General features: G+C 70.9%; 27 protein-coding genes, 1 pseudogene and 1 riboswitch. Of the genes and pseudogenes, 6 read left to right on the plus strand and 22 right to left on the minus strand.

The features are described 5' to 3' along the window. Positions 1 to 40: 40 nt before the first annotated feature. Positions 41 to 3130: an AfsR/SARP family transcriptional regulator gene (locus JQS43_RS23940; RefSeq protein ID WP_239676616.1), complete on the plus strand. Its 3090-nt coding sequence runs from the start codon at positions 41 to 43 to the stop codon at positions 3128 to 3130. A gap of 97 nt (positions 3131 to 3227) precedes the next feature. On the opposite strand, the gene JQS43_RS23945 is transcribed toward JQS43_RS23940, so the two are convergent. From JQS43_RS23945 to JQS43_RS23960, 4 genes are all read right to left on the minus strand, one after another. Further along, positions 3228 to 4214 carry a coiled-coil domain-containing protein gene (locus JQS43_RS23945; protein ID WP_239676617.1) on the minus strand — a complete coding sequence of 329 codons (987 nt, stop codon included), beginning with the start codon at positions 4212 to 4214 and terminating at the stop codon, positions 3228 to 3230. 50 nt (positions 4215 to 4264) lie between these two features. After that, positions 4265 to 4395: riboswitch (cyclic di-AMP (ydaO/yuaA leader) on the minus strand. A 235-nt stretch (positions 4396 to 4630) separates the two neighbouring features. Continuing rightward, positions 4631 to 4924 carry a type II toxin-antitoxin system VapB family antitoxin gene (locus JQS43_RS23950; protein ID WP_239676618.1) on the minus strand — a complete coding sequence of 98 codons (294 nt, stop codon included), beginning with the start codon at positions 4922 to 4924 and terminating at the stop codon, positions 4631 to 4633. 101 nt (positions 4925 to 5025) lie between these two features. After that, entirely contained in the window at positions 5026 to 5634 is a 609-nt protein-coding gene (locus tag JQS43_RS23955) for a nitroreductase family protein (RefSeq protein WP_239676619.1), read from the minus strand. A gap of 24 nt (positions 5635 to 5658) precedes the next feature. Then, positions 5659 to 6579, minus strand: a complete 921-nt coding sequence (locus JQS43_RS23960) for a proline dehydrogenase family protein (protein WP_239676620.1) — start codon at positions 6577 to 6579, stop codon at positions 5659 to 5661. A gap of 29 nt (positions 6580 to 6608) precedes the next feature. On the opposite strand from JQS43_RS23960, the gene JQS43_RS23965 reads away from it, so the two are divergent. Next, positions 6609 to 7139: a CGNR zinc finger domain-containing protein gene (locus JQS43_RS23965; RefSeq protein WP_239676621.1), complete on the plus strand. Its 531-nt coding sequence runs from the start codon at positions 6609 to 6611 to the stop codon at positions 7137 to 7139. A 1-nt stretch (position 7140) separates the two neighbouring features. Here the strand turns inward: JQS43_RS23965 and JQS43_RS23970 are convergent, their stop codons facing one another. Together JQS43_RS23970 and JQS43_RS23975 are read right to left on the minus strand one after the other, a co-directional pair. After that, positions 7141 to 7998, minus strand: coding sequence for a sugar phosphate isomerase/epimerase family protein (locus JQS43_RS23970; RefSeq protein ID WP_239679558.1), 858 nt, complete (start codon positions 7996 to 7998; stop codon positions 7141 to 7143). A 28-nt stretch (positions 7999 to 8026) separates the two neighbouring features. Then, positions 8027 to 8959, minus strand: coding sequence for a Ppx/GppA phosphatase family protein (locus JQS43_RS23975; protein WP_239676622.1), 933 nt, complete (start codon positions 8957 to 8959; stop codon positions 8027 to 8029). A gap of 43 nt (positions 8960 to 9002) precedes the next feature. Here JQS43_RS23975 and JQS43_RS23980 point away from each other — a divergent pair, with 43 nt between their 5' ends. Further along, a complete protein-coding gene (locus JQS43_RS23980; RefSeq protein WP_239676623.1) occupies positions 9003 to 9833 on the plus strand; it encodes a DUF3109 family protein in 831 nt (276 codons plus the stop codon). Here JQS43_RS23980 and JQS43_RS23985 read toward each other — a convergent pair. The 9 genes and pseudogenes from JQS43_RS23985 to JQS43_RS24020 form a co-directional block, all read right to left on the minus strand. Next, complete coding sequence (locus tag JQS43_RS23985) at positions 9806 to 10774, minus strand: GlxA family transcriptional regulator (protein WP_239676624.1); 969 nt, start codon at positions 10772 to 10774, stop codon at positions 9806 to 9808. The genes JQS43_RS23980 and JQS43_RS23985 overlap by 28 nt on opposite strands. 317 nt (positions 10775 to 11091) lie before the next feature. Then, on the minus strand, positions 11092 to 12186 hold the full coding sequence (locus JQS43_RS23990) for an IS630 family transposase (protein ID WP_338037191.1): 1095 nt from the start codon (positions 12184 to 12186) through the stop codon (positions 11092 to 11094). A gap of 75 nt (positions 12187 to 12261) precedes the next feature. Further along, positions 12262 to 13326 (minus strand): type II toxin-antitoxin system antitoxin DNA ADP-ribosyl glycohydrolase DarG, encoded by a 1065-nt coding sequence (gene darG, locus JQS43_RS23995; RefSeq protein WP_239676625.1) that lies wholly within the window; start codon positions 13324 to 13326, stop codon positions 12262 to 12264. Positions 13327 to 13355: 29 nt separating this feature from the next. Continuing rightward, positions 13356 to 14018, minus strand: coding sequence for a type II toxin-antitoxin system toxin DNA ADP-ribosyl transferase DarT (darT, locus tag JQS43_RS24000; protein WP_239676626.1), 663 nt, complete (start codon positions 14016 to 14018; stop codon positions 13356 to 13358). Between the two features lie 85 nt (positions 14019 to 14103). After that, positions 14104 to 14229: pseudogene (locus tag JQS43_RS24005) on the minus strand (response regulator); the annotation flags it as partial. Between the two features lie 8 nt (positions 14230 to 14237). Then, the gene (locus JQS43_RS26395; RefSeq protein WP_420847621.1) at positions 14238 to 14549 is read right to left on the minus strand and encodes a type II toxin-antitoxin system PemK/MazF family toxin; all 312 of its coding nucleotides are present in this window, start codon (positions 14547 to 14549) and stop codon (positions 14238 to 14240) included. Positions 14550 to 14572: 23 nt separating this feature from the next. Continuing rightward, positions 14573 to 14866 (minus strand): hypothetical protein, encoded by a 294-nt coding sequence (locus tag JQS43_RS24010; RefSeq protein WP_239676627.1) that lies wholly within the window; start codon positions 14864 to 14866, stop codon positions 14573 to 14575. A gap of 73 nt (positions 14867 to 14939) precedes the next feature. Beyond that, positions 14940 to 15623 carry a response regulator transcription factor gene (locus JQS43_RS24015; RefSeq protein WP_239676628.1) on the minus strand — a complete coding sequence of 228 codons (684 nt, stop codon included), beginning with the start codon at positions 15621 to 15623 and terminating at the stop codon, positions 14940 to 14942. Positions 15624 to 15629: 6 nt separating this feature from the next. Then, the gene (locus JQS43_RS24020; RefSeq protein ID WP_239676629.1) at positions 15630 to 16940 is read right to left on the minus strand and encodes a sensor histidine kinase; all 1311 of its coding nucleotides are present in this window, start codon (positions 16938 to 16940) and stop codon (positions 15630 to 15632) included. 122 nt (positions 16941 to 17062) lie between these two features. Between JQS43_RS24020 and phoU the strand changes: the two genes are divergently transcribed. After that, positions 17063 to 17710, plus strand: a complete 648-nt coding sequence (gene phoU, locus JQS43_RS24025; protein WP_239676630.1) for a phosphate signaling complex protein PhoU — start codon at positions 17063 to 17065, stop codon at positions 17708 to 17710. A gap of 70 nt (positions 17711 to 17780) precedes the next feature. Here phoU and JQS43_RS24030 read toward each other — a convergent pair whose 3' ends face one another. The 5 genes from JQS43_RS24030 to mshA all read right to left on the minus strand — a co-directional run bounded on the left by JQS43_RS24030 (position 17781) and on the right by mshA (position 22996). Next, positions 17781 to 18542: a phosphoglyceromutase gene (locus JQS43_RS24030; protein WP_239676631.1), complete on the minus strand. Its 762-nt coding sequence runs from the start codon at positions 18540 to 18542 to the stop codon at positions 17781 to 17783. A gap of 15 nt (positions 18543 to 18557) precedes the next feature. Beyond that, on the minus strand, positions 18558 to 19724 hold the full coding sequence (locus JQS43_RS24035; protein WP_239676632.1) for a CaiB/BaiF CoA transferase family protein: 1167 nt from the start codon (positions 19722 to 19724) through the stop codon (positions 18558 to 18560). After that, positions 19721 to 20752: an NAD-dependent epimerase/dehydratase family protein gene (locus JQS43_RS24040; RefSeq protein ID WP_239676633.1), complete on the minus strand. Its 1032-nt coding sequence runs from the start codon at positions 20750 to 20752 to the stop codon at positions 19721 to 19723. Before JQS43_RS24040 ends, JQS43_RS24035 begins: the two co-directional genes overlap by 4 nt. Positions 20753 to 21192: 440 nt before the next feature. Next, the gene (locus JQS43_RS24045; RefSeq protein WP_239676634.1) at positions 21193 to 21702 is read right to left on the minus strand and encodes a type III secretion system chaperone family protein; all 510 of its coding nucleotides are present in this window, start codon (positions 21700 to 21702) and stop codon (positions 21193 to 21195) included. A 4-nt stretch (positions 21703 to 21706) separates the two neighbouring features. Next, the gene (mshA, locus tag JQS43_RS24050; protein WP_239676635.1) at positions 21707 to 22996 is read right to left on the minus strand and encodes a D-inositol-3-phosphate glycosyltransferase; all 1290 of its coding nucleotides are present in this window, start codon (positions 22994 to 22996) and stop codon (positions 21707 to 21709) included. A 107-nt stretch (positions 22997 to 23103) separates the two neighbouring features. On the opposite strand from mshA, the gene JQS43_RS24055 reads away from it, so the two are divergent. Further along, positions 23104 to 23898, plus strand: coding sequence for an SDR family NAD(P)-dependent oxidoreductase (locus JQS43_RS24055; RefSeq protein WP_239676636.1), 795 nt, complete (start codon positions 23104 to 23106; stop codon positions 23896 to 23898). A 17-nt stretch (positions 23899 to 23915) separates the two neighbouring features. Here JQS43_RS24055 and JQS43_RS24060 read toward each other — a convergent pair whose 3' ends face one another. Both JQS43_RS24060 and JQS43_RS24065 read right to left on the minus strand, forming a co-directional pair. Continuing rightward, entirely contained in the window at positions 23916 to 24098 is a 183-nt protein-coding gene (locus JQS43_RS24060) for a hypothetical protein (protein WP_239676637.1), read from the minus strand. A 52-nt stretch (positions 24099 to 24150) separates the two neighbouring features. Next, positions 24151 to 25281: a UDP-N-acetylmuramate dehydrogenase gene (locus JQS43_RS24065; RefSeq protein ID WP_239676638.1), complete on the minus strand. Its 1131-nt coding sequence runs from the start codon at positions 25279 to 25281 to the stop codon at positions 24151 to 24153. Here JQS43_RS24065 and JQS43_RS24070 point away from each other — a divergent pair. Continuing rightward, complete coding sequence (locus tag JQS43_RS24070; protein WP_239676639.1) at positions 25280 to 26062, plus strand: maleylpyruvate isomerase family mycothiol-dependent enzyme; 783 nt, start codon at positions 25280 to 25282, stop codon at positions 26060 to 26062. The genes JQS43_RS24065 and JQS43_RS24070 overlap by 2 nt on opposite strands. Positions 26063 to 26124: the final 62 nt, after the last annotated feature.

Genomic DNA, 26124 nt, shown 5'->3' on the forward strand with positions numbered 1-26124 from the left:
CCGGGTCACTCATCCCGGCCGGTGGCGGTGAGGAGACGGTGTGTGGTTCCAGATCCTGGGCCCCCTGCGTGTCCAGACCGGGTCGGGCGAGTCGGCGATCGCCACGAACCGGGAACGCACCCTGCTCGCAGCGCTCCTCCTCCAGCCCAACCGAGTGGTCCCCGCCGATGAGCTGGTGGCGGCGGTGTGGCCCGACAAGCCACCGCGCAATGGTCGCGGTCAGCTCCAGGGCGCGGTCTCGCGGCTGCGCCGGCAGCTGACCGCCGCCGGCGTAACCGAGCCGGTGATCCTCACCGACCCCGGCGGCTACCGCGCCGCGGTCGGCCCCGAGACGCTGGACCTGCTCGAGTTCCGGCGGCTCCGGGACGCTGCCCGGGCCGCCGCCGGCCAGGGCCGGCACGATGAGGCCGGCCGCCGCTACCGGGCGGCGCTGGCGCTGTGGCGCGGGGTGCCGCTCGCGGATGTCGCGGTCGCCGGCCCCCAGTGGGCCAACGCCGACCTCGCCGAGGAGCGGCTACAGTCGATCGAGGAGTGTCTACACAGCGAGCTGGCGAGCGGCCTCACCGGTGAGCTGGTCCAGGAGCTCTCCGAGCTGGTGAGCCACCATCCGTACCGGGAGCGGCTGCGCGCCGCCCTGATGCTGGCGCTATACCGCGCCGGCCGGCAGGCCGACGCGCTCCGCCGCTACGAGCAGGGCCGCCGGCTGCTGCGGGAGGAGCTGGGCACCGATCCCGGTAACGAGCTGCGGCGGCTGCACCGGGCCATCCTCAACCACGACCCGAGCCTCGATCTGCCGCAGCCGAGCCCCACGCCGCCGGCCGAGCCCGCGCCGCCGCCGGCCCTCGCCGCCGCGCCGGTCCCCCGTCAGCTCCCCGGCGCCGTACCCAGCTTCACCGGCCGCGAAGAATCGCTCGCCGCGCTCGACAAACTCCTGCCGGACCTGGCCGGCACGCCGGCCCCGGTAGTGATCTCGGCGGTGGCCGGCACCGCCGGGGTCGGCAAGTCCGCCCTGGTGGTCCACTGGGCACACCGAGTGCTCGACCACTTCCCCGACGGCCAGCTCTACCTCGATCTGCGGGGCCACGCCGCGGGCGCCCCGCTGCGCCCGATCGAGGCGCTCAGCTGGCTGCTCCGCTCGCTGGCGGTGCCGGCCGAGCAGATCCCGGCCGACCCCGGGCCGGCGGCGGCCATGTTCCGCTCCACCATGGCCGGCCGGCGGATGCTGGTGCTGCTGGACAACGCAGCCGACGCCGGCCAGGTGCGGCCGCTGCTGCCTGGCGCCCCGGGTTGCCTGGTGCTGGTGACCAGCCGGGCGCAGCTGACCGGCCTGGTCGCCCGGGACGGCGCCCGGCGGCTCACGCTGGAGGTGCTCACCGCCGCCGAATCCACCGACCTGCTCCGGCGGCTGCTCGGCGCGGAGCGCTGCGCCGCCGAACCCGGCCCGGTCGCGGCGCTGGCCGCCGCCTGCGCGCACCTGCCGCTGGCGCTGCGAATCGCCGCGGCCGACCTCGACGGGCAGCCACGCCTGCCGATCGCCGACTACGTCGCCGAGCTAGCCGGCGACGAGCGTCTCGCCGCGCTAACGACCGGCGACGACGAGGAGAGTTCGGTAGCGACCGCGCTGTCCCATTCGTATCGCCGGCTGTCGCCGGCAGCGGCCGAACTCTTCCGCCGGCTGGGCCTGGCCACCGGTCCCGATATCGCCGCGCCCGCCGCCGCCGCGCTGATCGACCAACCGACCGCACCGACCCGGGCCCTGTTGCAGCAGTTGACCGACGCGCACCTGCTCGACCTGCCACAGCCTGGCCGGTTCCGCAGCCACGACCTGCTCCGGGCGTACGCCGGCGAGCTGGTCGCGACCGAGGAGCCTGCCGCGGCGCGGGAGGCCGCCCGCCACCGGCTGCTTCATTACTACCTGGCCGGTGCCGACGAAGCTGCCGAGCTGCTCTTCCCGACCGCGGCCCGAGTGCCGGCGCCCGCGGGCCACCCGGGCGCCCCAGCTGGCGGACCGATCGGCTTCACCGACGTGCCGGCGGCGATGGCGTGGCTCGACGCGGAGCGGGCGAACCTGGTGGCGGCGGTCAGCGACGCGGCCGAGCGGGGTCCGGCACCGGTGGCGTGGCTGCTCGCCGATCGGCTTCGCGGCTATCTGATGCGTCGGCAGCTCGCGGTCGAGTGGCGGGTCATCGCCGAAGCGGCGCTGGCGGCGGCCCGCGCGCACGGCGACGCCGCCGCGCAGGCGTCGGCATGGCACAACCTCGCCAAGATCCAGGGCCGGATGGGCGAGTACCCCGAAGCGTTGTCCGGCTACGACACCGCGGTGGCGCTGGCCCAGGCGGCGGGCTGGCGGGAGGGCGAGGTCACCGCCCACCGGAGCCAGGCGATCGTGCTCTCCGCGACCGGTCGACCCGCCGACGCCGCAGCGAGCTTCGCCAAAGTGCTGGCGCTGGTCCGCGACGCCGGCGACCTCGACGGGGAGGCGGCCGCGCTGACCGGTCTCGGGATCATCAACCGTGAGCTGGGTCAGCTCGCGGCGGCCGCGGAGTTTTTCCAGCAGGCGTACGAGATCGACCAACAGCTGGAGGGCACCGACGGGTTGGCCACGTCACTACATAACCTCGCCACCATCCACCTCGACCTGGGCCAGCTGGCGCTCGCCGACGAAGAGATCCGGCAGGCGCTACGCCGACACCGGGAGCTGGGGGATCTTCCGGGTGAGGCGCTCGGGTTGACGGTCCAGGCCGCCGTCGAACGCGACGCCGGCCAGCTCGCCGGCGCCCGGGTGCACGCCGAGGAAGGGCTCGCGGTCGGCGAGCGGATCAACGCCCGCCGGTGCGAGCTGGACGCCCGGAATGTCCTCGGCAGCATCCTGACCCGGCTGGATGATGGCGCGGGAGCCCGGGAGCAGTATGCAGCAGCGCTGGTCCTGGCCGAGCAGATCGGGGCCCGGTATCCGCAGACGCAGGCGCAGCTGGGGTTGGCCGAGGCGCACCGGCAGCTCGGTGACGATACGGCCGCCCGCGACCATGCGAGGGCGGCGCTGGCGCTCGCCGAGTCGGTCGGCTACCAACTGCTCCGCGATCGGGCGCGGACGCTGCTGGCCGAGCTCGCGCCCGACCCGAGACGGTGACGGCGACCCGCCCGCTGGGCGCGTCGCCGCCGTGTCCTACCTGGTCACCGGGCCCGATCCGCAGGCCGGCCGGCCTGCGGATCGGCCTCTCGACCGGTCAGCGGATCGAGATGTGGACGTGGTTGGTGTGGTCTCCGTTGGGGGTGCCGTCGGACCCTCCGTAGGAGCGCCAGCCGGTGCCGGGGAACCAGATCTGTCGATACCAGATCACATACTGCACCCCGAGGGCGTCGGCGTTGTGCACGTAGAAGGATGCCAACCGGTCACCGTAGGCTTTGTCCGCGCCGACCGCCGCGCCACCGAAACCGTTGGCTGACGAGGAGTGGTCGCAGGCGCGACCGAGCGGATGCTCACCGAAGTCACCCGGCCGCCAGCAGGAGGTGAAGCGGGTGAAGCCGAAGGTCTGGGCCTCGTTCAGCGCGTGGAGGGTCCGCGGGGTGAGGCATCCGGAGGTGGTCGGGTCCGGCTCCGAACAGGATTCGGACGGGAACGAGCCGTCGGAGTTTCGCGGCGCGGGTGCCGCGTCCTCGGCCGGGAAAGCCTCGAAACTGGCGTTGGCGCCGCCGCCGATCGCGAAGAGCGCCTGCTCAGCCTCGTCCTTGGCAGCCTCGAGGTTGGCGACCTCGTCTTCCTGGATCGCGATCTCATCGGCGAGAAGTGAGTGCTGCTCCTCCATCTCCTCGGCGAGTTCCCGAAGCTTGGCCAACTGCTCGCCTTCCCGCTTGGCGAGCATGTCGACCGCGACCACCCGCTCCAGGAAGGCTTCGGGGGAGTTCGAGTTGAGCAGGGCGGTCAGCGCGCCCACCCGGCCGGTGCGGTACGCGGTGGAGGCGGTCAACTGCACCTCGTCCACCAGCGCCTCGCGCTCCTCGGCCAGCTCGTCGAGCTGCACCAGCAGCTTCAGCTCCCGCTTCTCGGACTGTTCAAGTTCGATCTGCGCATCTTGGTAGGCCGTGGAGGCGGCGTCGAGCGACTCTCGCAGTGACCTGGTGCCACCCTCGTCGTCGGTCTCCTCGTCGTACTGGGCGAACCCAGGCACAGCGAGTAGGCCTACGAGGACGGCGGCGACAGCGGTCACGATCACGAGATGCGCAGCACCACGGCGGGGAAGTGCCGTCGTCAGCACAGCTGCATATTCCTTCCCATCGGCCGCCTACCGGGTTAGCTGACGGGTTCGGGACGGAAGGCTCCCTACCGCTGGCGCGGATTCACCCCAGTTAACCGGGTCCCCGGCTCGCCTTGCGGCGACTCGGCGGTGTCTCCGTCGGCGGCCCAGGGGGTTGGATCGCCTCCTAGACGGAGACCGTGGCTGAGCTTACCCGAACCAGGAAGCGCCGTCAGGAGACCACTGTCACCCATTAATGCGTTTGATGTCACCGATCCGGTGATAGATCGGATCATCCGAACAGACGATGCAAGGGGCTCACGTTTGGACAATGTTACGTCAACGCATTGGACAGACTACGAGAGGTGAAGGCCCATCAACACTTACCCGACCAGTCAGCTCAGGACCAGCACCCGGGCGTGGATCTGGGTCCGCTGCTGCAACGCCGCCCGCAACGCCCGGTGGAGGCCGTCCTCCAGATACATCCCGCCGTTCCACTCGACCACGTGCGGGAAGAGGTCGCCATAGAAAGTGGAGTCTTCGGCCAGCAGTTTGTCCAGGGCGAGCTCACGCTTCGTAGTGGTGAGCTGATCCAGCCGGACCTGCCGAGGGGGGATCTCCGCCCACTCACGCAGGCTCAAACCGTGCGGCGGGTAGGGACGATCGCCGAGCACTGCCTTGAAGATCACGTCGGCTCACCCCTCCCCATGGTCGGCCCGGTCGGCCCGGTCGACCCGCCGTCGACCAGCAGCCCGCCGCCCGCTGCCCATCGGCCAGACTAGCTGGCTGGTCAGACGGCGCCCCACCGGCCGTGGTGGACCACCTGGTCGACCCCGCGCCGACCCCGCTTCAGCGACGGTGACCGCCAGTCGGGAGCAGGATAACCGATCGTGATCGCACCGACCGGAGTCAGCCGATCTGGCACCCCAAACGCCCCCCGGTACGCGTCGACCCGCTGCGGCGGCACCCCGAAGAAGCACGCCCCCAGCCCTTCGTCCACCACGGTCAGCAGGATCATCAGCGACGCCATGCCGGCGTCGATGTGCCAGTACGGCACCGGCCACCGCGTCTCGTCCCGATCCGCCCAGCCCTTGTCGGACTCTGCGTACCGGTCCAGATACGCCTGCTTGTCAGAGTGGGCCACCACCACCAGCGGCGCCCGGCGCATCCCAGTCAACCACCGGTTCTCCGCCGCCGGATCCGGCGAGGTAGCCGCCCAGAAGCGCTGCCGATCCGCCGGCTCGCTCAGCACCAGGAAGCCCCAGCCCTGGGAGAAACCCGCGCTAGGCGCGCGCAGCGCGTGCGCCAGCAGTCGATCCCGCACCGCCTCGGGCACCGGCCGGTCCGGATCGTAGTTGCGGACCATCCGGCGCCGCCGGACCACCTCAGCGAACTCCACCGCTGCCCCTCCGCCCGGCCACCGTCAACGTCGGGAGGCCAACGCCCGGGCGAAGAAGCCCAGGTTCGCCGGCCGCTCCGCCAGCCGACGCATCAGATAGCCGTACGACTGGGTGCCGTAGGGGACATACACCCGGACCCGGTAGCCGTCGGCCACCAGCCGCTGCTGCTCCTCGGTGCGCACCCCGTACAGCATCTGGAACTCGAACCGATCCGGGGAGCGGTCGAACCAGAGCGCCCGGTCCTCCGCGATCGCCACCAACCGCGGATCGTGGGTGGCGAACATCGGATAGCCGTCACCGGACATCAGGATGTTCAGACACCGGACGTACGACTTGTCGACCTCCAGTTTGGCCTGGTAGGCGACCGACTCCGGCTCGGCGTACGCCCCCTTGCAGAGCCGCACCCGCGACCCCGACCCCGCCAGATCACGACAATCCGCCTCGGTACGGCGCAGGTACGCCTGCAGCGCGACGCCCGTCTCCGGATGGTCCTGGCGCAGTTTCGCCAGAATCTCGCAGGTGGAGTCGGTTGTGGTGTGGTCCTCCATGTCGAGCGTGACGGTGGTCCCCGCCTCCGCCGCCGCCGCACAGACCTGCGCCGCGTAGTCGTGGGCCAACTGCTCGTCGAAGCGCTGCCCGAGCGCGGACAGCTTCAAGCTCACCTCCGCGGCCGGAGTCAACCCGGCGGCGGCGAGCGCCCGCAACAGGTTGCGGTACTCGTCGCGGGCAGCGGCCGCCTGCGCCGGGTTGAAGGTGTCCTCCCCCAGATGGTCGAGGGTCACCGTCAACCCCTCCGCGACCAGCTCACGGGTAGCGCGCAGGGCGTCTTCAATAGTGGTGCCGGCGACGAACCGCCGGATCAGGTCGCGGGAGACAGGGGCCGAAGCCACGAACCGCTCCATCCGGGATGACCGGGAGGCGGCGAGGATAACCGATCGGAGCATGAGCCGAGCGTATCGTCTACCGTAAGCGGGTGGACTTCGACGCGTACGCCCGCACGGCGGTCGCGCTGGTCAACACTCCCTTGACCGAGCCGGACGACCTGACCCGGCTCTTCTCACCCGGCAGCTGGGAGCACGACCACCTGACCGAACGCGACTTCGGGGTGTTCCGGCGTACCCAGCGTCGACTGCGGGCGGTCTTCTCGCTCGGCGCCGCCGGCCAGGACGCCGACGCGGTCGCGGAGCTGAACCGCCTGCTCGACGCCTTCCCGGTCCGACCTCGGATCTCCGGCCACGACACCACCGACTGGCACATGCACGTGACCAGCCGCGGCGCCTCGGTCAGCGCCGAGTATCTGGCCGGCGCGGTCTGGGGACTCTCGGTGTGGGTGTGCGAGTTTGGCAGCGCCCGGTTCGGGGTCTGCGCCGACCCCCGCTGTGCCCGCGCCTACCTCGACACCTCGTCGAACAACTCCCGGCGCTTCTGCTCTGAACGCTGCGCCACCCGCGCCCACGTGGCGGCCCATAGGGCACGCAAACGGGCGAGCGCGTTAGCTGGCTGAGTCAGCTGGCCGCGCTGCGGCCCCCGGTCGACTCGGTCGGCTGCGCCGAGGTCGGCGCGTCGGCGAGGTGCCGCCGGGCGAACCGCAGCGACTCGGCGAGATCCGCCTCCCGCTCGGCCCGGCTGACCGCCCGCCGAGTCGACACCTCCACCGCGATGGTGCCGGTGAAGCCACGGCCGGGCAGGGACCGAAGCAGCTCGGCGCAGGGCTGGCTGCCCCGGCCCGGCACCAGATGCTCGTCGCGGCCCCGGTCGTTACCGTCCCCCAGGTGGAGATGGGCCAGCCCGTCACCCATCTTGTCGGCCATGGCCAGGGCATCGGCCCGGGAGGCCGCGCAGTGGGAAAGATCAAGAGTGTACGCGTCGTAGCCGGACTGGGTGGGATCCCAGCCCGGGGTGTAGGGCACCAGCTCCCGCCGGGCCATCCGCACCGGGAACATGTTCTCCACCGCGAACCGCAGCCGCGGATGCGCCCCACCCAGCAGGTCGAGCAACGCCGAGAAGCCGCGCGCGTACTCGCGCTGCCAGCTGAACGGTGGATGGACCACCACGGTCGCGGCGCCGACCGCCTCGGCCAGCTCCGCGGAGCGGCGCAGCCGCACGGTCGGGTCGGAGCTCCACACCCGCTGGGTGACCAGCAGGCACGGCGCGTGCACCGAGCGCACCGGCACCCCGTAATGCTTCGACAAGCCGCGCAACGCATCGGCGTCCTGGCTGACCGCGTCGGTCCAGACCATCACCTCGACCCCGTCGTAGCCGAGCTTCGCCGCCAGCTCGAAAGCGGCGGCGGTCGGTTCGGGGAAGACCGACGAACTCGACAACAACACCGGAACACTCACGCCGCCCAGCCTAGCCGGCAGCCGCCGCCCTACCGTGCCTCCGACCCAGTCAGGCCGGGTCGAGGATGTCCAGCCGGCGCAGGATCATGCCCTCTCGCAGCGCCCACGGGCATTGCTGCAACGCCGGCAGCTCCAACCGGCGCATCACCTGCGCCGCCACCACCGCGCCGGCGAGCAGTTGGTGCGCGCGCCGGCCGCTGACGCCGTCCATCCCCGCCAGGGCCGGCGCCGGGATGTGCCGGATGAACCCCATCACCTGCCGCAGCCCGGTGCCGGTCAGCTGCCGTGGCACCCGGTGCCCGGCGCTGCTCGGCGCCGCGCCAGCCAGCCGGGCCAGCGAGCGCAGCGTCTTGGAGGTCGCCACGGCCCGTTCCCACACCACGTCGGTGAGCTTCGCCGCCGCCGGCTCCAACGCCCCCGCCACATGCGCCTCCAGCGCCGCCACCGCCCCCGCCGAGGGTGGGTCACCGTCGCCGAGGTACGCCCGGGTGAGCCGCCCGGCCCCCAGCGGCAACGAGATCGCCAGGTCGGGTTCTTCGTCGAGCCCGGCGGCGAGCTCCAGCGAGCCGCCGCCGATGTCCACCACCAGGAGCCGGCCGGCCGACCAGCCGAACCAGCGCCGCACCGCGAGGAAGGTGATCCGGGCCTCGTCCTCGCCGGAGAGCACCGACAGCCGGACCCCGGTCTCGTCGCGGACCCGGTCCAGCACCTCGACGCCGTTGCTGGCTTCCCGCAACGCCGAGGTAGCGAACGCGAGGAAGTCGTCGACTCCGAGCCGGCGGGCGGACTGCCGGGCCTCGGCCACCGCGGTCACCAGCGCCGCCGCGCTCGCTGGCGACACCTCGCCGCCGGGGCCGAGCTCTTCGGCCAGCCGCAGCACGGACTTCTCCGAGTGGGCCGGCCACGGGTGGGCGCCACGGTGGGCATCGACCACCAGCAGGTGGACGGTGTTCGAGCCGACATCCAGCACTCCGAGCCGCATCCACCTACCGTAGTCGCCGACCGGGGACGCGTACCCTTGCCGGATGGCACGCGTTCCGGTGGCACTGCCCGACCCACGCCCACGGGACCGGGAGGTCGACCTCGACTTCCCGCGGGAGTGGGTGGAGTTCTTCGCACCCGACGATCCGGAACACCGGATCCGGGCCGACCTGACCTGGCTACTTTCACGGTGGGGCTGCGTCTTCGGCAACGGCTGCTTCGGGGTGATCGAAGGGCGGGCCGACGAGGGCTGCTGCTCGCACGGGGCGTTCTTCACCGACGCCGACGACGAGAAGCGGGTCCGGGCGGCGGTGCGACGGCTCGACCGGAGCACCTGGCAGCACTACCGGCGCGGGTTCAACAAGTGGACCGAACTGGACACGATCGACGGCGAGAACCCGGCCCGGCGGACCGCGCTCCGCGAGACCGGCGGCCCGTGCGTCTTCCACAACGACCCCGACTTCTCCGGCGGCTACGGCTGCGCGCTGCACGCCCAGGCGGTACGCGACGGGGTGCACCCGCTGGAGTACAAACCGGACGTCTGCTGGCAGCTGCCGGTCCGCCGGGACCAGGAGTGGATCACCCGGCAGGATGAGACCCAGATCCTGGTGACCACGCTCGGCGAGTTCGACCGGCGAGGCTGGGGTTCGGGCGGCCACGACCACCACTGGTGGTGCACCTCGGCGCCGGAGGGGCACGGGGCGGGTGAGCCGCTCTACCGCTCGTACCAGGCTGAGCTGACCGCGCTGCTCGGTGCCGCGACGTACGCGAAGCTGGCCGAGTTGTGTGAGCAGCGGGAACGGCAGGGTCAGGTGGCGCCCCACCCGGCGACCGTGGCGAACGCGGCTCAGCGGGCGGCGAACGTCCTGCGGTAGTCCCGGGGCGGGACGCCGCGCCGTCGCAGGAACTGCTCCCGCAGCGCCGCCGACGTGCCGAACCCGGTCCGCCGAGCCACCTCTTCGATCGCCAACGTCCCCGCCTCTAGCAGCTCCTCCGCCCGAAGCAACCGTTGCCCGAGCAGCCAGGCGCGCGGCGTGGTGCCGGTGGCGGCCCGGAACCGGCGGGCAAACGACCGCGGGCTCATCAGCGCCCGGGCGGCTAGCTGGGGCACCGTCAACGGCTGGTCCAGGTGGGCGCGGGCCCACGCCAGCACGTCGGCGAGCCGATCGTCCTCGCACCCGTCCGGAACTGGCGCCGCGACGAACTGCGCCTGGCCGCCCTCCCGATGCGGTGGGACCACCATGTCCCGGGCGAACGCGTTCGCCACCGCCGCGCCGTGCTCCCGGCGGAGCAGATAGAGGCTCATGTCCACTGCGGAGGCGGCGCCGGCGGCGGTGACGATCCTGCCTTCGTCCACATAGAGCATATCTGGCTCCACGGTCACCGCCGGGAACCTGCGAGCGAACTCGCCGGCCCAGCGCCAGTGGGTGGTGGCGCGCCGGCCGGTCAGCAGCCCAGCGGCGGCCAGGGTGACCGAACCGGTGCAGGTGCCGGCGACGATCGCGCCGCGGTCGACCGCAGCGTGCAGCGCCGCGGTCAAGGCGTCGCCCGGCGCCACCTCGTGCTCCTCCCAGGGCAGGACGATCACCAGGTCAGCGTCGGCCAGCCGGTCGAGACCGTGCTCGACGACGATGGTCACGCCGGTGTCGGTGCGCATCGGGCCGGGCTGCCGGGCGCAGAGGGTGAACTCGAAGCCGGGCATGCCCCGGTCGGTGCGGTCGTAGCCGAAGACCTCACTGATGATCCCGAGCGAGAACGACGCGACCCGCTCCGGCGCGTACGCCACCACGCGGCGGAAGGGGGTGGAGACTGCCATGGCGACAGTATGGCAGGAAACTTGCGAAGGATGTCAACTCTGCCACTGGCCCGGTCTCGCCGCCGCGGCGACGCTGATGGCATGTTCCTCATCGACTGCCCCACTCACGGCCAGCCGATCCTGCTGACCGCCGCCCGGATCCGCGGGCTCCGCAACACCGACCACGGCATCCTGCTCGAACTCGAATGCTGGTGCGGCACCCGCGCCCACCTCACCACCGGCCGTCCAGCGCCCCAAGGATGTGCCGTGAGTTACCCACGGCGCCCAGGTAGGGCTGGTCGCGTCAACTCGCCTAGTGTTCCGTGATCCTGTTTGCGTTACTTTGAGTTGTCCGCTACGAGTTGCTTGACGTTGGTCTCGGTCCAGCGGACCTTGGCGAGGATCTGGCCGGCGGTGGCGGTCCATACAAACGGCTTGGCGTCGGTGTTCCAGTGTTCGACGTAGGCGCGGATACGGGCGATCAGGGCGTTGACCGAGGTGAACGTGCCCCGCCGGATGGCCTGCCTGGTGATGAGCCCGAACCAGGTCTCGATCTGGTTGATCCAACTCGATCCGACCGGGGTGAAGTGCAGGGTGACGTTCGGGTTGCGCTCCAGCCATGCCTTCACCTCGGGGGTGGTGTGGGTGGACAGGTTGTCCAGCACGACGTGGATCTGCTTGCCAGCGTGCGGCTTGACCGCCTTGCGCAGGAACGCCAGGAACGCCTCGCCGGTGCGGCGCGGGTAGCAGCCGGCGGTCACCTGCCCCGTGCCGACATCGAGTGCGGCGAACAGGTTCGTGGTGCCGTGCCGGACGTAGTCGTGGGTGCGTTTCTCGGTCAGCCCGAAGTCGATCGGCAGCATCGGCTGGGTACGGTCGAGCGCCTGGACCTGCGTCTTCTCGTCGATCGACAGGACGACCGCTCCGGCCGGCGGGTCCAGATACAGCCCGACCACGTCGGCGACCTTCTCGGCGAAGCGTGGATCCTTCGACAGCTTGAACGTGCCCTGCAGGTGCGGCTTGAGGTCATGCTCACGCCACAGCCGGGCCACGTAGTGCCAGGACACCGGCACACCCTCAGTCCGCCTGATGTAGCCGGCCATCTGACGACTCGACCAGTGCGACAGCCCGGTTTCGGCCGGTGGACTGGTCCGGCTCAGCGCCAGGATCCGGGCACGCACCCGGGCGGGCACCTGTTGCCTGGGCCCGCCCCGCTTTTGCTCCTCCAGACCCGCCAGCCCTTCGGCCTCGTACCGACCCACCCAGCGATCCACAGTAGGCAGCGACACGCCAGCCAACGCCGCCACGTCCTTGCGCCTTCTTCCCTCGGCCATCCACAACACGATCCGAGCCCGGGTCGCGACCGCTCCGGACACGTCCCGGCTGTTGATCACAGCCCGAAGCTCGGCGGTCTGTTCCTGCGTCAACTCCACCCCACCAGCATCGACCACCGACATCACAACCGAGTCAACGACACATCAAGATAACGCTAACAGGATCACGAGACACTAGGTGGGCAGAAGACCATGGGAACCCAGCCGCCCAGCTGCCAACTGGACATGGGCGTCGGTGAACAGCCGAGCCTTCCGCAGACTCCAAGCGGCGACTCGATCACTCAACACATCGGGGTCAGCCGAGAGCGGTAACTGAATGGCCGCGAAGTGGACAGTGGCGAGAAGTTCGAGGCTATAGGGTGTTTCAAACCCGTTGATGAGGTCGAGCACCGCCGCTCTCCGGGCTTCGTCTTCGCGATGCTCGTGCAGCGAAGCCGTGGCGGCTTCGACGGCCCCGGGAAGCGGCGTAATCGGCGCCAGCTCAGAAACCCGCGCTGACCTATCCCCCAGCCCGGTTAGATAGTGGCCCTCTAAGGTTTCCAGAACCTTCCCGAGGCGGTCGGAGTACGGACCATATCTGCCACGAACGAAGTGAAGATTGAGCGGCGCGCCCAATAGTTGCAGGAAATAAGCCAGTTTCTGCACTTCGAGTTCGCTGACGCCCTCGCGATACTCTTGGAGTCGCGCACGTTCGAGGTAGTCAGCGATCGTCGCCAGGAGCAGCGACCGCAATCGGGTTAACCGCGGGCGGGGGGTCGCATCCGGCATGGCTTCAGCCGGGGGCGCCCCGTCGGGAGGGAACACCACCGTCCGAACCTGCGGCATTGCCGCGCACGCCGCTTCGATCAAGGGACGGACCGCGCCCCAGTCCAGACCACCGTTGCCACAGCCAAGCGCGGGAATCGCGAGAGATCGTATTTCGTAGTGCTGCACTACTTCGATGAGATCGGCGAGCCCGGAACGGATATCGTCCATCCTCGCGGGGCTACGCCAGTGGCTCTTGGTGGGGAAGTTGACGATATAGCGCCGAGCGCCAAGTATACCTCGGTCGAACACGAACATCCGACCGAGGCGAACCTCCTGCCGTTCGCACGCTGCGCGATATGCACGATAGTTCTCCGGATAAGCGCGCTTGAACTGCAACGCTATACCTTTGCCCATGACCCCCACCGTGTTCACCGTGTTGATGAGGGCGTCCACCTCCGCGGTTAGCAGGTTGCCCCGACTCTCCTCGATCACGTCGTCACCTCCTCGCGGCCTCGTACCCGCTAGTACCATGCTGGTCGGACAACGACACTCGCTGCCAATGGGTGCTGCCCCAGGGATCGCTGCGCGAGCGGTGCGCAGGTCTGGTCAAACACCGCGACCTGGTGGAAAACGATGAGCGGGACTTCGCGATGCACCATGAACTCAGCCATCCGGCGCCGTTGCCGGTCCGGGTCCTCCTGAGTGTTACTCCATCGCTGGGCACGCATTAGCGGCCAGTCCACCATGCCGTTGAGCTCATGGAGCGTGCTGGTAAAGGCCGTCGTCGCACTCGCCGCGTTGCCGTCAGTCCCGACCCAGTCCAGGCCGGCGTCTACCACCGCGCCGATGGTGGCCACCAGGTATACCAGCCTGCGATCACCATCCGCGTACCGACCAGTGACGCGACCCCGGCAGTCGCAGGCGATCCGGAACATCATCGGAGAACGTGGCGCAAAGTAGAACGGGACGTAGTCGCCGACACGCCCTCCCGGAGCGATCGGTACCCTTCGACCACGACGTGCTTCCTTGATCTGCGGGTCGCCTACCTCGGTGCGCAAGAGATCGCCGCGCGCGATGCTGTCGCAGACCAGTCGGTCGGCTTCTAGGATCGCGACGAGATTATCCAGATGTGTGAAGTGCGCGACACGGCGACTACGAACCGGGGTTGTCTCCGACGAGCCCATCGCTATTGCCCTCGATCGACTGGCAGCTGGAGTCTCGGAGCCTATACCTCCCAATTCTTGGTGGCGGCACTGCCCGGCCCGCACGCCTCGGCCCGTGCGGTTTGGCGACGTAGTCGTCGACGCCGATCTCCGAGCCGACCACCTTGTCGATCTCGCTGTCCCGAGTCGTGACCATGATGATCAACACCTGCGACTTGGTCCGCGGCTGCCGACCCATCCTCAGAGACCGAGGACGGTCCTGATCGCGTGCTCCACACCTCTAAGCTCCACGGGCGCGAGCCGACCCAATCTACGGCGGAGCCGCGGCTTGCCGACCGAGTGGAGATCGGTGCAGTTCACGTATGACTCGGGATATTTCGATACCCCGGCGTCCCGCCCGATCGCTACGTGGGTCGTGGCGGGGCCAGCCGAGCCGGTGACCAGCGCCACAGTGATGGCCGACAGCGGAGCCGCGATGCGGTTGACGGTGAGGACAACGACCGGGTGTGGGCCGGCGGTAGGCAGTGCGCACAGCCACACCTCACCACGCATCGGCAGCAGACCCGCCGAGGCTGCTACCACTGTGCCGCGTCCGCGGCCGCCAACTCCTCCTCGGTCGCCTCGGCGACACCATCAGGTAACGGCGCAGGTCGCCCACCGTAGAAACTCTGGATCTCCTCCGCCGCGGAGATCTCAGCAGCCTCCCGCACCAGCAGCCGGAGGCCCTCCCGCAACGCCTCCGAGGTCGACGGCAGCTCCAACCGGCGCATGACGTCGTGCAGCGCGGCGAACTCGTCGGGCTGCAACCGGACCTGGGCCACCCGGGAGCGGCCCGTCTCCCGCGCCTCGCTCTGTCGTACTGCTGTCATACAACAAGTATGGACCGGCCGCTACCGGACGTCCACCTGTTCGGCCAGCGATTGGCGAGCTGCACCGGGGCCGTTACGGCTCGAACTTGTAGCCGAGCCCGCGCACGGTGACGATGTGCCGGGGATTCGAGGGCACCGGCTCGACCTTCGACCGCAGCCGCTTCACATGGACATCGAGCGTCTTGGTGTCGCCCACATAGTCGGCGCCCCAGATCCGGTCGATCAGCTGGCCCCGGGTGAGCACCCGGCCCGCGTTGCGCAGCAGAAGCTCCAGCAGCTCAAACTCCTTGAGCGGCAGCTGCACCGCGGCGCCGGAGACGGTCACCACATGCCGGTCTACATCCATCCGGACCGGGCCCACCGCCAGCGACGGGGTGGCCGACTCGGCCGTCTCCGACAGTTGCCGGCGCAGCACCGCCCGCACCCGGGCCACCAGCTCGCGGGGCGAGTAGGGCTTGGTGACGTAGTCGTCGGCCCCGATCTCCAGGCCGACCACCTTGTCGATCTCGCTGTCCCGGGCGGTGATCATGATGATCGGCACCTGCGACTTGGTCCGCAACTGCCGACACACCTCGGTACCGGACATCTCCGGCAACATCAGGTCCAGCAACACGATGTCCGCGCCGGCCCGGTCGAACTCGGAGATCGCCGCGGTGCCGGTATCCGCCACCGAGACCTCGAAGCCCTCTTTACGGAGCATGTACGACAGAGCGTCGGAGAATGACTCTTCATCCTCGACAACGAGCACCCGGGCCACGGTCCCTCACTTCATCTCCGAAACAGACAATCCTCGAACAACATCGATCTCAGCCGGGGCGGGTTGCGCCATGACTGCCTCCGGGGGACGCGCGGGCAGCCGCAAGGTGAACGTTGACCCCTCGCCCAGCGTGCTGTTGACCTCCACCCGACCGCCGTGGTTGGTGGCGATGTGCTTGACGATCGCCAACCCGAGCCCGGTGCCGCCGGTGGCGCGGGACCGCGCCCGATCGGACCGGTAGAACCGTTCGAAGATCCGGTCGAGCTCCTTGGCCGCGATCCCGATGCCGTGGTCCACCACCGCGAAGACCACCTGCCCACCATCGTCCTGGCAACTCACCTCGACCGTCACCGAACTGCCCTCCGGGGAGTAGGCGACGGCGTTCTCCACCAGGTTCGACAGCGCGGTGGCGAGCTGCCCGGCGCTGCCGTAGACGGTGAGCCCTCGCTCGCCGGTCACGGTGACCTCGATCCGCTTCGCCGCCGCGCCGGTCCGGGCCCGGTCGAGCGCCTCGGCGGTGAGCCACTCCACCGACACCGGGTCCCGGTCCGGCAGCGGCTCCGCGCCCTGCACCCGGGAGAGCTCCAGCAACTCGCTCACCAGCCGGCCCAGCCGGGTGGACTCCTGCTGGATCCGCTCGGCGAACCGGCGGACGGCGGCGACATCCTCGGCCGGATCGGTGGCGAAGCTGCCCCGCCCCTCGTCGCCCGGCTGGGTCGCGTCCAGCAACGCTTCGGAGAGCAGCTGCAGCGCGCCGATCGGGGTCTTCAGTTCATGGCCCACGTTGGCGACGAAGTCGCGGCGCACCCGAGCCACCCGGTGCGACTCGGTGGCGTCGGCCGCCTCCACCGCCACATGGTCGGCGCCCAGGCCGACCGCCCGCAGCACCACTCCCAGCGGGTCGGCGGCGCCGTCCGCGCCGGTACGCGGTAGGTCCAGCTCGACCTCGCGGCGAACCCCGCTGCGGCGCACCTGGGCGGCGAGCGTCCGCACCACCGGGTGGGCGGCGATGGTGCCCGGGCCGGCGCCGGCCCGCAACAACCCCATCGCCCGGGCCGACGGGTTCACCAGCACCGGCTGATCACCCGCGTCCAGCACGACCACCCCGACCCGCAGCGAATCCACGCTCTTTCGGGCAAGCCCGCCCCGCGGGTCGTCCCGGTGCGGGTCGGTCACCTCGGACACCTGGCTCGCGATGGTCATCCTCCCGTCACCACCGGGGCCCAGGCGGGCCCCCCACCGCCGGATCGCGAGCAGGGTCACGCCAGCACCGGCGAGGAGTCCGCCGGCCAGGCTGAGAACGAGCGCCCAGTTCATCTCGTCGATCGTATGTCCCAGCGTAGCGACGGGCCTTCACAAGAACGGACGAATCCGGCCACCCACCCAGACTGTTAACCACCGATCCGGCTGAAATTCACATCCCGTGGCACCATGTCACGATGCGTGAAAAGTTTCAGGGCGATCTGGCCACGATCGCCGGACTGCTGGTTGAGATGGCCGATGCGGTCCGGACCGCGATCCGGCAGGCCACCGGGGCCCTCCTCCACTCCGACGCCGAGCAGGCACAACAGGTCATTCTCGCCGATCAGGAGATCGACGCGCATTACCACAACGTCGAGGAGAAGGTGTACGAGGTGGTGGCGTTGCAAGCGCCGGTCGCCTCCGACCTACGGCTGGTGCTGACCTCGCTGCACATCGCCGGTGATCTGGAGCGGATGGGCGACCTCGCGGGCCACGTCGCGAAGACCGGACTGCGCCGCCACCCCGCCCCGGCCGTGCCGGAGGAGCTGACCGGGGTGGTCCGGGAGATGGCGACGGTGGCCGACCAGATGGCCGGCAAGATCAGCCGCGTACTCTCCACCCCGAATGTGACCCGCGCCACCGAGTTGGAGCGGGACGACGACGCCATGGACGACCTGCACCGGCGGCTCCTCGCCACCATCCTCGACGCGAGCTGGAGCCACGGGGTCGAAGCGGCGGTGGACATGGCGCTGCTGGCCCGCTTCTACGAGCGGTACGCCGACCACGCGGTCAACGCCGGCCAACACGTCATCTATCTGATCACCGGCAAAGCGCAGAACGAGTGACCGGGCCCCGTCGAGCCAGGAGCCGCCCGCCCACGGGCGGTTGCTGGCTCGACGGGGAGCGGCGACTGCCTCACCGGCCCTGGTTCGCCACCGCCGCGATCGAGGCCGCGGCCGCCTCCGGGTCGAGATACTCGCCGCCGGGCGTTACCGGCCGCATCGTGGCCAGGTCGAGGTCGTAGCGCAGCGGGATCCCGGTGGGGATGTTCAGCCCGACGATCTCCTCCTCGGAGATCTGATCCAGGTGCTTCACCAGCGCCCGCAGCGAGTTGCCATGGGCGGAGACCAGCACCGTCCGGCCCGCCTGTAGATCCGGCACGATCGCGTCGTACCAGTACGGCAGGGCCCGGCCGACCACATCTTTCAGGCACTCGGTCCGGGGCACCAACTCCGGCGGCAGCGCGGCATACCGCGCCTCGCCCACCTGCGACCACTTGTCGTCGTCGGCGATCGGCGGCGGCGGCGTGTCGTAGGAGCGACGCCAGATCATGAACTGCTCGTCGCCGAACTCCTCGCGGATCTGTTTCTTGTTCTTGCCCTGCAGCGAACCGTAGTGGCGCTCGTTGATCCGCCACGACCGGTGCACCGGGATCCACAACCGGTCACACGCGTCCAGCGCCAGCTGGGCGGTCCGGATCGCCCGCCGCTGCAGCGACGTGTGTAGCACGTCCGGCAGCAGGCCGGATTCGCTCAGCAGGTGCCCGCCGCGCCGGGCCTCCGCCTCGCCTCGTTCGCTCAGGTCCACATCGACCCAGCCGGTGAATAGATTCTCCGCGTTCCACACGCTCTCGCCGTGCCGCAGCAGCACCAGGGTTCCGACGCTCATGCCTGCCATCCTGCCCGGCGGCGCTCACTGTGCCGGCAGCGGGTCGGCCTGCACGGCCACCCCGGTCGCGAGCAGCTCTGTCACCCCCTCGACCCCCCACTCCGCCAGCGCCTGCCGGGTGTGCTCCCCAGGCACCGGCGGCGGAGCGGCCGGGAAGGCTGTGCCCGACTCGGCGAACCGGGGCGCCGGCGCGGGCTGGCTCACCCCGTACGCCGTCCGGTAGACGCCCCGGTCGGCCAGCTGCGGATGGGCCGCCGCCTCGGTCCAGTCCAGCACCGGCGCCACGCAGGCGTCGGTACCGGCGAAGACCGCCGCCCACTCGTCCCGGGTACGGGTGGCGAAGCGCTGCTCGAGCAGCGCCCGCAGCCGGGGCCAGTCCGCGACCGCTGCCTGCCCGGGGGTGGTCGCCGGATCCAACCCGAGCCCAGCGAGCAGCTGCGCGAAGAACGGCGGCTCCAGCGCGGCGACCGCCACATACCGGTGGTCGGCGGTCGGGTAGACCGCGTAGAACGGGGCGCCGCCGTCGAGCAGGTTCCCGCCCGGTGACTCCCGCCACTGGCCACTGTGGCGCAGCCCGAGCAGCTGAGTGGCGAGCAGGGCCGAGCCGTCCACGATGGCCGCGTCGATCACCTCGCCCACGCCGGTCCGCTCGGCCCGCCACAGCGCCGCCAACGCGCCCGCCACCAGCAGCATGCCGCCGCCCCCGTAGTCGCCCAACAGGTTCGCCGGTGGGGTGGGCGGGCCACCCGGCGGGCCCACCGCGTGCAGCACCCCGCTCAGCGCCAGATAGGTCAGGTCGTGTCCGGCGGTGTGGGCCAGCGGGCCGTGCTGACCCCAGCCGGTCATCCGGGCGTAGACCAGCCGTGGCTGCTCCGCCCGGCACTGCTCCGGCCCGACCCCGAGCCGCTCGGCGACGCCCGGCCGGAAACCCTCCAACAGCAGGTCCGCCCGGCGCGCCAACGCCCGGACAGCGGCGGCGCCGGCCGGCTGCTTCAGGTCGAGCGCGACCGAACGCTTACCGCGGTTGAGTAGGTCGAGCCGCGGCGGAATGGGGTAGCCGGCGCCGCCCGGACGGTCGACCCGCAGCACCTCCGCCCCGTGGTCGGCGAGCACCATGCCCGCGAACGGCGCCGGCCCCACACCGGCCAGCTCCACCACCCGCAGCCCGGCCAGCGGGCCCCCGCTCGTCAAGTCCCGGACCCCGCCGGCTCGGCCGCCGCCGCGTCCCAGGCGCGCAGCAGCTTCATCTCCGCCGCCTCGGTCAAACCCGCCGGGCGGGCGTCGGCATCACCGCCAGCGCGCACCCATTCCAGAGTGGCCGACGCGGTCTCCGCGAACGGCCGGATCCGCAGCCCGGCCGCGAGCGCGGCGGAGGTGTCCCGGGAGACCATGCCGCCGTGGTCGGCGCGGGGCAGCCACAGCGGCAGCGACCGCTCACCGCTCCAGAAGCGCACGTCGTGGTCGCGAAGGAAGACCTCCGGCACCCACACCAGCGAAGGTTCCGCCGCCACCCCGAGGGCGACCTCGGCGAGCAGCTCCGCGAAGGGCACCGGCTCGCTGACCGTATCGAAGGTGCCGGACAGCCGTTGCTCCGCCGCGAGGACCAGCCACGCTGCCAGGTCCCGGACATCGACGACCTGCACCAGGTCGGTGGGTTCGTTGGGGGCCAGCACTCGTCCGCCGCGCGCCAGCCGGGTCACCCAGTAGGTGAAGCGGCCGGTCGGATCCGCCGGCCCGACAATCAACCCGGCTCGGGCGATCAACGAGCGGGCAGCGCCCACCCCGTCCCGCACCGCTGCCTCACAGGCCACCTTGGCCCGGCCGTACGTCTCTGGGTCGGTCCTCGGGTCGTCACCAGCCGGGTCGGCCGGCGGCTGCAGCGGGGTGGTTTCCGCGCGTTGGTGGGGCTGGCTGTGGTCGGCGTAGACGGAGATGCTGGAGACGTAGACCCAGTGGTCGATCCGGTCGCCGAGGGCGGCGACGGCGCCGCGGGCATGGCGGGGGTCGCTGGTTACGTCGATCACCGCATCGAAGCGCTCACCATCCACAAGCGAGTACGCCGCGGAGTGGCCACGGTCACAGCTCAGAAACCGGACCCCGGCGACCGGCGTGCCGCTGACTCCCCGCGCCAGGCAGGTGACGTCATGCCCGGCGGCCACGGCGTGGCGGGCCACCGCTCGACCCAGAAAGACGGTGCCGCCCAATATCAGGAGTCGCATGCGCCTGATCCTGCCAGGACAGCGGTGCGCACCGAAGCCGATTCGCTAGCAGCGAACCTGGACAGAAGCTGAGAAGGCCAGGTGCTGAGAACCCGAATGTTTCAGCGACGCGGGGTCTCCGGCTGATCGAAGATCCCCGAGACCCGGGGTGATCCGGCGGCGGCGGGCGACGCCCACCCCCGTAAGCGTCGCCCGCCCGCACGCCGGATTGAAGGGTGGCACCGTCCCCCACGGCGGAGTCCACCCGTCCCCCGAACGCTCGCTCGTCAAACATGCGCCGGAGAATCTCCGGCCGGCCGTCAGACCCAACCCCATAGATCTGACCTGGCCCCATGAGCAGCGTGTTGACACCAGCGTACGCCCCCGGTTTCCGGAGCGACAACGGTTGGCGGTGCGGCACTGGTCACAATGTCCAGCCGTCGGCCGCCCGTAACGCGGTGTTACGACTGTTCGGGCGAGCCCTCGGCCAGATGCCGGAAGGCCGCCAGGTTGGCGGTCGACTCACCCCGGGAGATCCGCCAGGCCCACTCCCGTCGGATCGCCGACGCGAAGCCAATCTCCAACATGGTGTCGAACGATTCATCGGCGTAGGTCAGCACCGAGCCCAGCAGCCGATCGAGCTCGTCTTCGGTCACCGCGGCCAGCCCGACCCGACCGGTCAGATAGACATCCCCAGCACCGTCGATCGCGAACGCCACGCCGTACATCCGGGCGTTGCGCCGAAGCAACCACGCCCACAGCTGCTCGTGCCGCTCGTCGGGCGCGCGCATCACGAACGCCTCCACCCGCAGCGCATGCTCGCCGAGCACCAGGTTGCAGACGGTTCGGAGTTTGCGGGTGCCGGGCAGGGTCACCGCGAAGGCGTACGCCCCGGTGCGTTCGTAGGCGAGTTCCCGCTCCGCGCAGACCCGCTCGATCAGGGACCCTAATTCGTCACGATTCGCCGCCACCCGGTCAGCATGACACCAGCTGCGCCGCCAACCGGCGCCGGTGCGCCGCCACCGCGTCCTGATACACCGACAGCAGCCGCCACGCGGTCCGGTCCCAGGAGAACTGCCGGGCATGGGTGACCGCGCCGCGCGCCAGCTCCGCCCGCCGCTGCGGCGCCGCCAGCAGACCAGCCAGCGCCCGGGCCCACTCGGTGGGGTCGTGAGAGTCGATCAACAGCCCGGAGACCTGGTCCTGCACCGCGGTGACCAGCCCACCGACCGCCGCCGCCACCACCGGCGTACCGCAGGCCTGCGCCTCCAGCGCCACCAGCCCGAACGATTCGCTGTACGAGGGGACCGCGACCAGGTCCGAAGCCCGGTACACCTCGGCCAGCGCCGCGCCGCGCTGCGGCGGGAGGAACCGCACCTGGGCGGTGATCCCCAGCGTCGACGCCAGCTCGATCAAGGCGCTGGGTCGATCCAGGCCGCTGCCGCTCGGCCCGCCCACCACCGCCACCGTCAACCGGTCCGCCAACTCCGGCGACCGGGCCCGCAGCTCGGCGACCGCCCGCAGCAGCACATCGGGGGCCTTCAACGGCTGCACCCGGCCCACGAAGGTGATCAGCGGCCCGTCGTCCGGCAGACCGAGCAACGCCCGAGCGTGGGCCCGGGCGCGGTGTTCGTTGCCGGGCGGCGCCGGTCGGAACCGGCCCAGGTCGACCCCGGGCTCCACCACCGACACCTGCTCCGGCTCGGCGTCATACCAGGTGGTCAGCTCGTGCGCCTCGGCCTCGGTGTTCGCGACCAGCCGGTCGGTCTCCGCGACCACCTGCTCTTCGCCGATCACCCGGGTCCACGGCTCCGGCCGGTCGCCCTCGGCGAGCGAGGCGTTCTTGACCTTGGCCAGGGTGTGGGCGCTGTGGACAAGGGGCACGCCCCAGCGCTCTTTGGCGAGCCAACCGACCTGACCGGAGAGCCAATAATGCGAATGAATGAGGTCATACCACCCCGGGGCGTGGCGCGCCTCGGCCCGCAGCACCCCTTGCGTAAACGCGCAGAGCTGGGCCGGCAGGTCTTCCTTCGCCAGCCCTTCGAACGGACCGGCCAACACCTGGTGTACCGACACTCCAGGAACCAGCTCCACCGTCCGGGGCACGTCGCTGGCGGTCGCCCGGGTGAAGATCTCCACCGCCACTCCGGCGGCCGCCAACCGCTTGGCGGTCTCGACGATGTACACGTTCATGCCGCCGGCGTCGCCGGTGCCGGGCTGGTGGAGCGGGGAAGTATGGACGGAGATCGTGGCCAACCGGCGCACATCGCCCTCCTCAAGATCGACAAGGCGCCCTGGGGGTGGAGCGCCTCTGAATGCAACCGTGCCGCCCGGCGTGGATCTTCCCGCGAACGGTAGGGCACCATCAGGTTATGGGTAATGTCACGTCCGGAGCCGCCGCACCCGACGCCGCCGCCCCGGTGGCGGTGATCACCGGCGCCTCCAGCGGCATCGGCGCCGCCACCGCCCGGCGCCTCGCGGCCGAGGGCTACCAGGTGATCGCCGCCGCCCGGCGGATCGACCGACTCGACGAACTTGTGACGCAGATCACGGATACCGGCGGGCAGGCTCGCGCGGTCGCCTGTGACATCACCTCCGACGAATCCGTGGCGGCCCTCCGAGACCAACTCCCCGAGCCGGTGACCCTGCTGGTCAACAACGCCGGCGGCGCGCTCGGACTGGCCCCGGTCGAGACCGCCGACCTCACCGACTGGCGCTGGATGTACGAGGTGAACATGCTCGGTACGGCCCGGATCACCCAGGCGCTGCTGCCGGCGCTGGAACGCTCCGGGCGCGGCACCGTGGTGGTGGTCGGATCCACCGCCGGCCTGGCGGTCTACGAGGGCGGCGCCGGCTACACCGGCGCCAAGCACGCCGAGCGCGCCCTGGCGGAGACGCTGCGGCTGGAGCTGTGCGGCCGACCGGTCCGGGTAATCGAGATCGATCCAGGTCTGGTCAAGACCGACGAGTTCGCCCTGGTCCGATTCCGCGGCGACACCGAACGGGCGGCGGCGGTCTACGCCGGAGTGCCGGACCCGCTGGTCGCCGAGGACATCGCCGACTGTGTCGCCTGGTGCGCGACCCGGCCACACCACGTCAACGTTGACCGGCTAGTGGTCCGCCCGCTCGCCCAGGCCGCCAACCACAAGGTGCATCGACGCGAGTAACCCGGCCCCGGAGGTGGTCACTCCCGCACCACGATCACCCGGGTGAGAATGCCCAACCCCACCAGCATCAGGCCGGCTCCGGCCAGCGCCAGCAGACGAAGCTCCGCCGGCCCGCTCGGCAGCGCCGGCACCGCCAACCCGACGCCGGCCAGCAGGGCCAGCGTCGTGATGCCGCGCCACCGCCATCCCGTATCGCGCACACCCTGTGCAACGAGACAGCGACCACCCGAGGCGCGGCCCCGGCTGCGCCGGCTACAGCTGGCACTCCACGAGCACCGGCTCCGGCACCAGCGTGACCCCGAACCGTGCGCGCACCCCGTCCCGGATCTGCCGGGCCAGCCGCAGCAACTCCTCGCTGCTGCCCCCACCCCGGTTAGTCAACGCCAGCGCGTGCTTCGACGAGATCGACACCGCCCCCAGGCCGTACCCCTTGGCGAAGCCGGCACGCTCGATCAACCAGGCCGCGCTGACCTTGAACCGGCCATCCGCGGTGGCGTGCAGCGACGGCTCCGGCGCCCCGTCGAGCCGGCCCCGCAGCCGCGTCACCTCATCCGCGGTGAGCACCGGATTGATGAAGAACGACCCGGCCGAACAGGAGTCAGGGTCCGCCGGATCCAGCAGCATCCCCTTGCCAGCGCGCAGCCCGAGCACCGCCTGGCGGACCTCGGCGAGCGGCGCCTGGGCGCCCAGCTCCACGCCGAGCGCCCTGGCCAGCTCCGGGTAGCGCACCGGCGCCGACGCCGGACTCCGCCGCAGCCGGAACTCGACCGACAGCACCACCCACCGGTCGCTGCCCCGAAACAGGCTGCTGCGGTAACCGAACCGGCACTCGGTCGGCCCCATCCGGCTCACCGTGCCGCTCACCCGGTCCAGCACTTCGACGGCGGTGATCGTCTCGGCCACCTCCTGGCCGTAGGCGTTGACGTTCTGCATCGGGGTGGCGCCCGCCGAGCCCGGAATGCCCGCCAGACACTCCAGACCGGACCAGTCGGCGGTGACCGCGGTGGTGACCACCTCGTCCCAGGGCTCGCCGGCGGCCACCTCGATCGTCACCGTGTCCCCGTGCATGCCGGTAACACGGATCCCCCGGCTACGGACTAGGATCACGGTGCCAGGGAAACCTTGATCGGCGATCACCACATTGCTGCCTCCACCGAGCACGAGTGTCCTCGCTCCGTCGACGGTCGCGTCCCGTACACTTTGCGCGATCTCCTCCGCGCTGGTGGGCGCGAGGAGTCGATGGGCCGGGCCCCCGAGCCGGAGCGTGGTGAACTCGGCGAGTGGGACGGTCTGGCAATGCGGGTCAGCGCTCAGTTCAGGCACGTCACTTACCCTAAGCGGCAGGGTAGTGGCGGCGTACCCGACTCCGGGGAGGAACGCCATGTCAAAGGCGCAAGAGCACAGGCAGCTCTGGCTGGCGGCGCTGCGCGCCGACGGCCCGGCAACTCGGGTGGCCTTCGAAGAGGCCGCCGCGAGCGAGGCGGGGCTCTCGGTGCCCGCCCCCTCCTGCCCGGGCTGGACCGTCCTGGACCTGGTCACCCACCAGGCCAAGACGTACCTGTGGGTACGGTCGCACGTCGCCCGGGGGGTGACCAGCCGCCCCGATCACGACCCGCGGGAAGAGCTGGCCGAACTGCCGACCGGCACCGCCGCGATCCAATGGTGGTCCGACGAGTACGACGCCCTGGTGGGCCTGCTGGAGACGCTGGACCCGCAGCTCCCGGCCTGGAACTGGGCACCAGCGCCGAAGCTCGCCGGGTTCTGGCTGCGCCGGATGGCCCACTCGACCGCGGTCCGGCGGTGGGATGCCCAGATGGCGCTGGGCCAGGCGGAGCCGATCGAGTCCCGGCTCGCCGCCGACGGCGTCGCCGAGGTGCTGGAGACCTGGCTGCCGGCGGGTCGGCGGAGCGGGCCGACCGACCGGTCCGGGGTGGTCCGGCTGGTCGCCACCGACGCCGACGACGAGTGGCTGGTGCGGCTGCGCGGTGAGGGTGTGGCGTTGCTCGACACCGACACCTGGCTGGACCATGACGAGCACCCCACCCGGGTCAGCGCCCGCGGCACCGCGAGCGACCTGGTGCTGGCGCTCTTCGGCCGGGTCCGCTTCGACGTGCTCGAGGTCAGTGGTGAAGCGGCGTTGCTGACATCGCTACGCGCCGGCTGAGCCGGCCGTCCCCGCCGATCGGCGCCGCCTCCTGCCCTGACCAGGGATTTCGCTGCTGGGAG

It is taken from the genome of Natronosporangium hydrolyticum (assembly GCF_016925615.1).
GTDB lineage: Bacteria > Actinomycetota > Actinomycetes > Mycobacteriales > Micromonosporaceae > Natronosporangium > Natronosporangium hydrolyticum.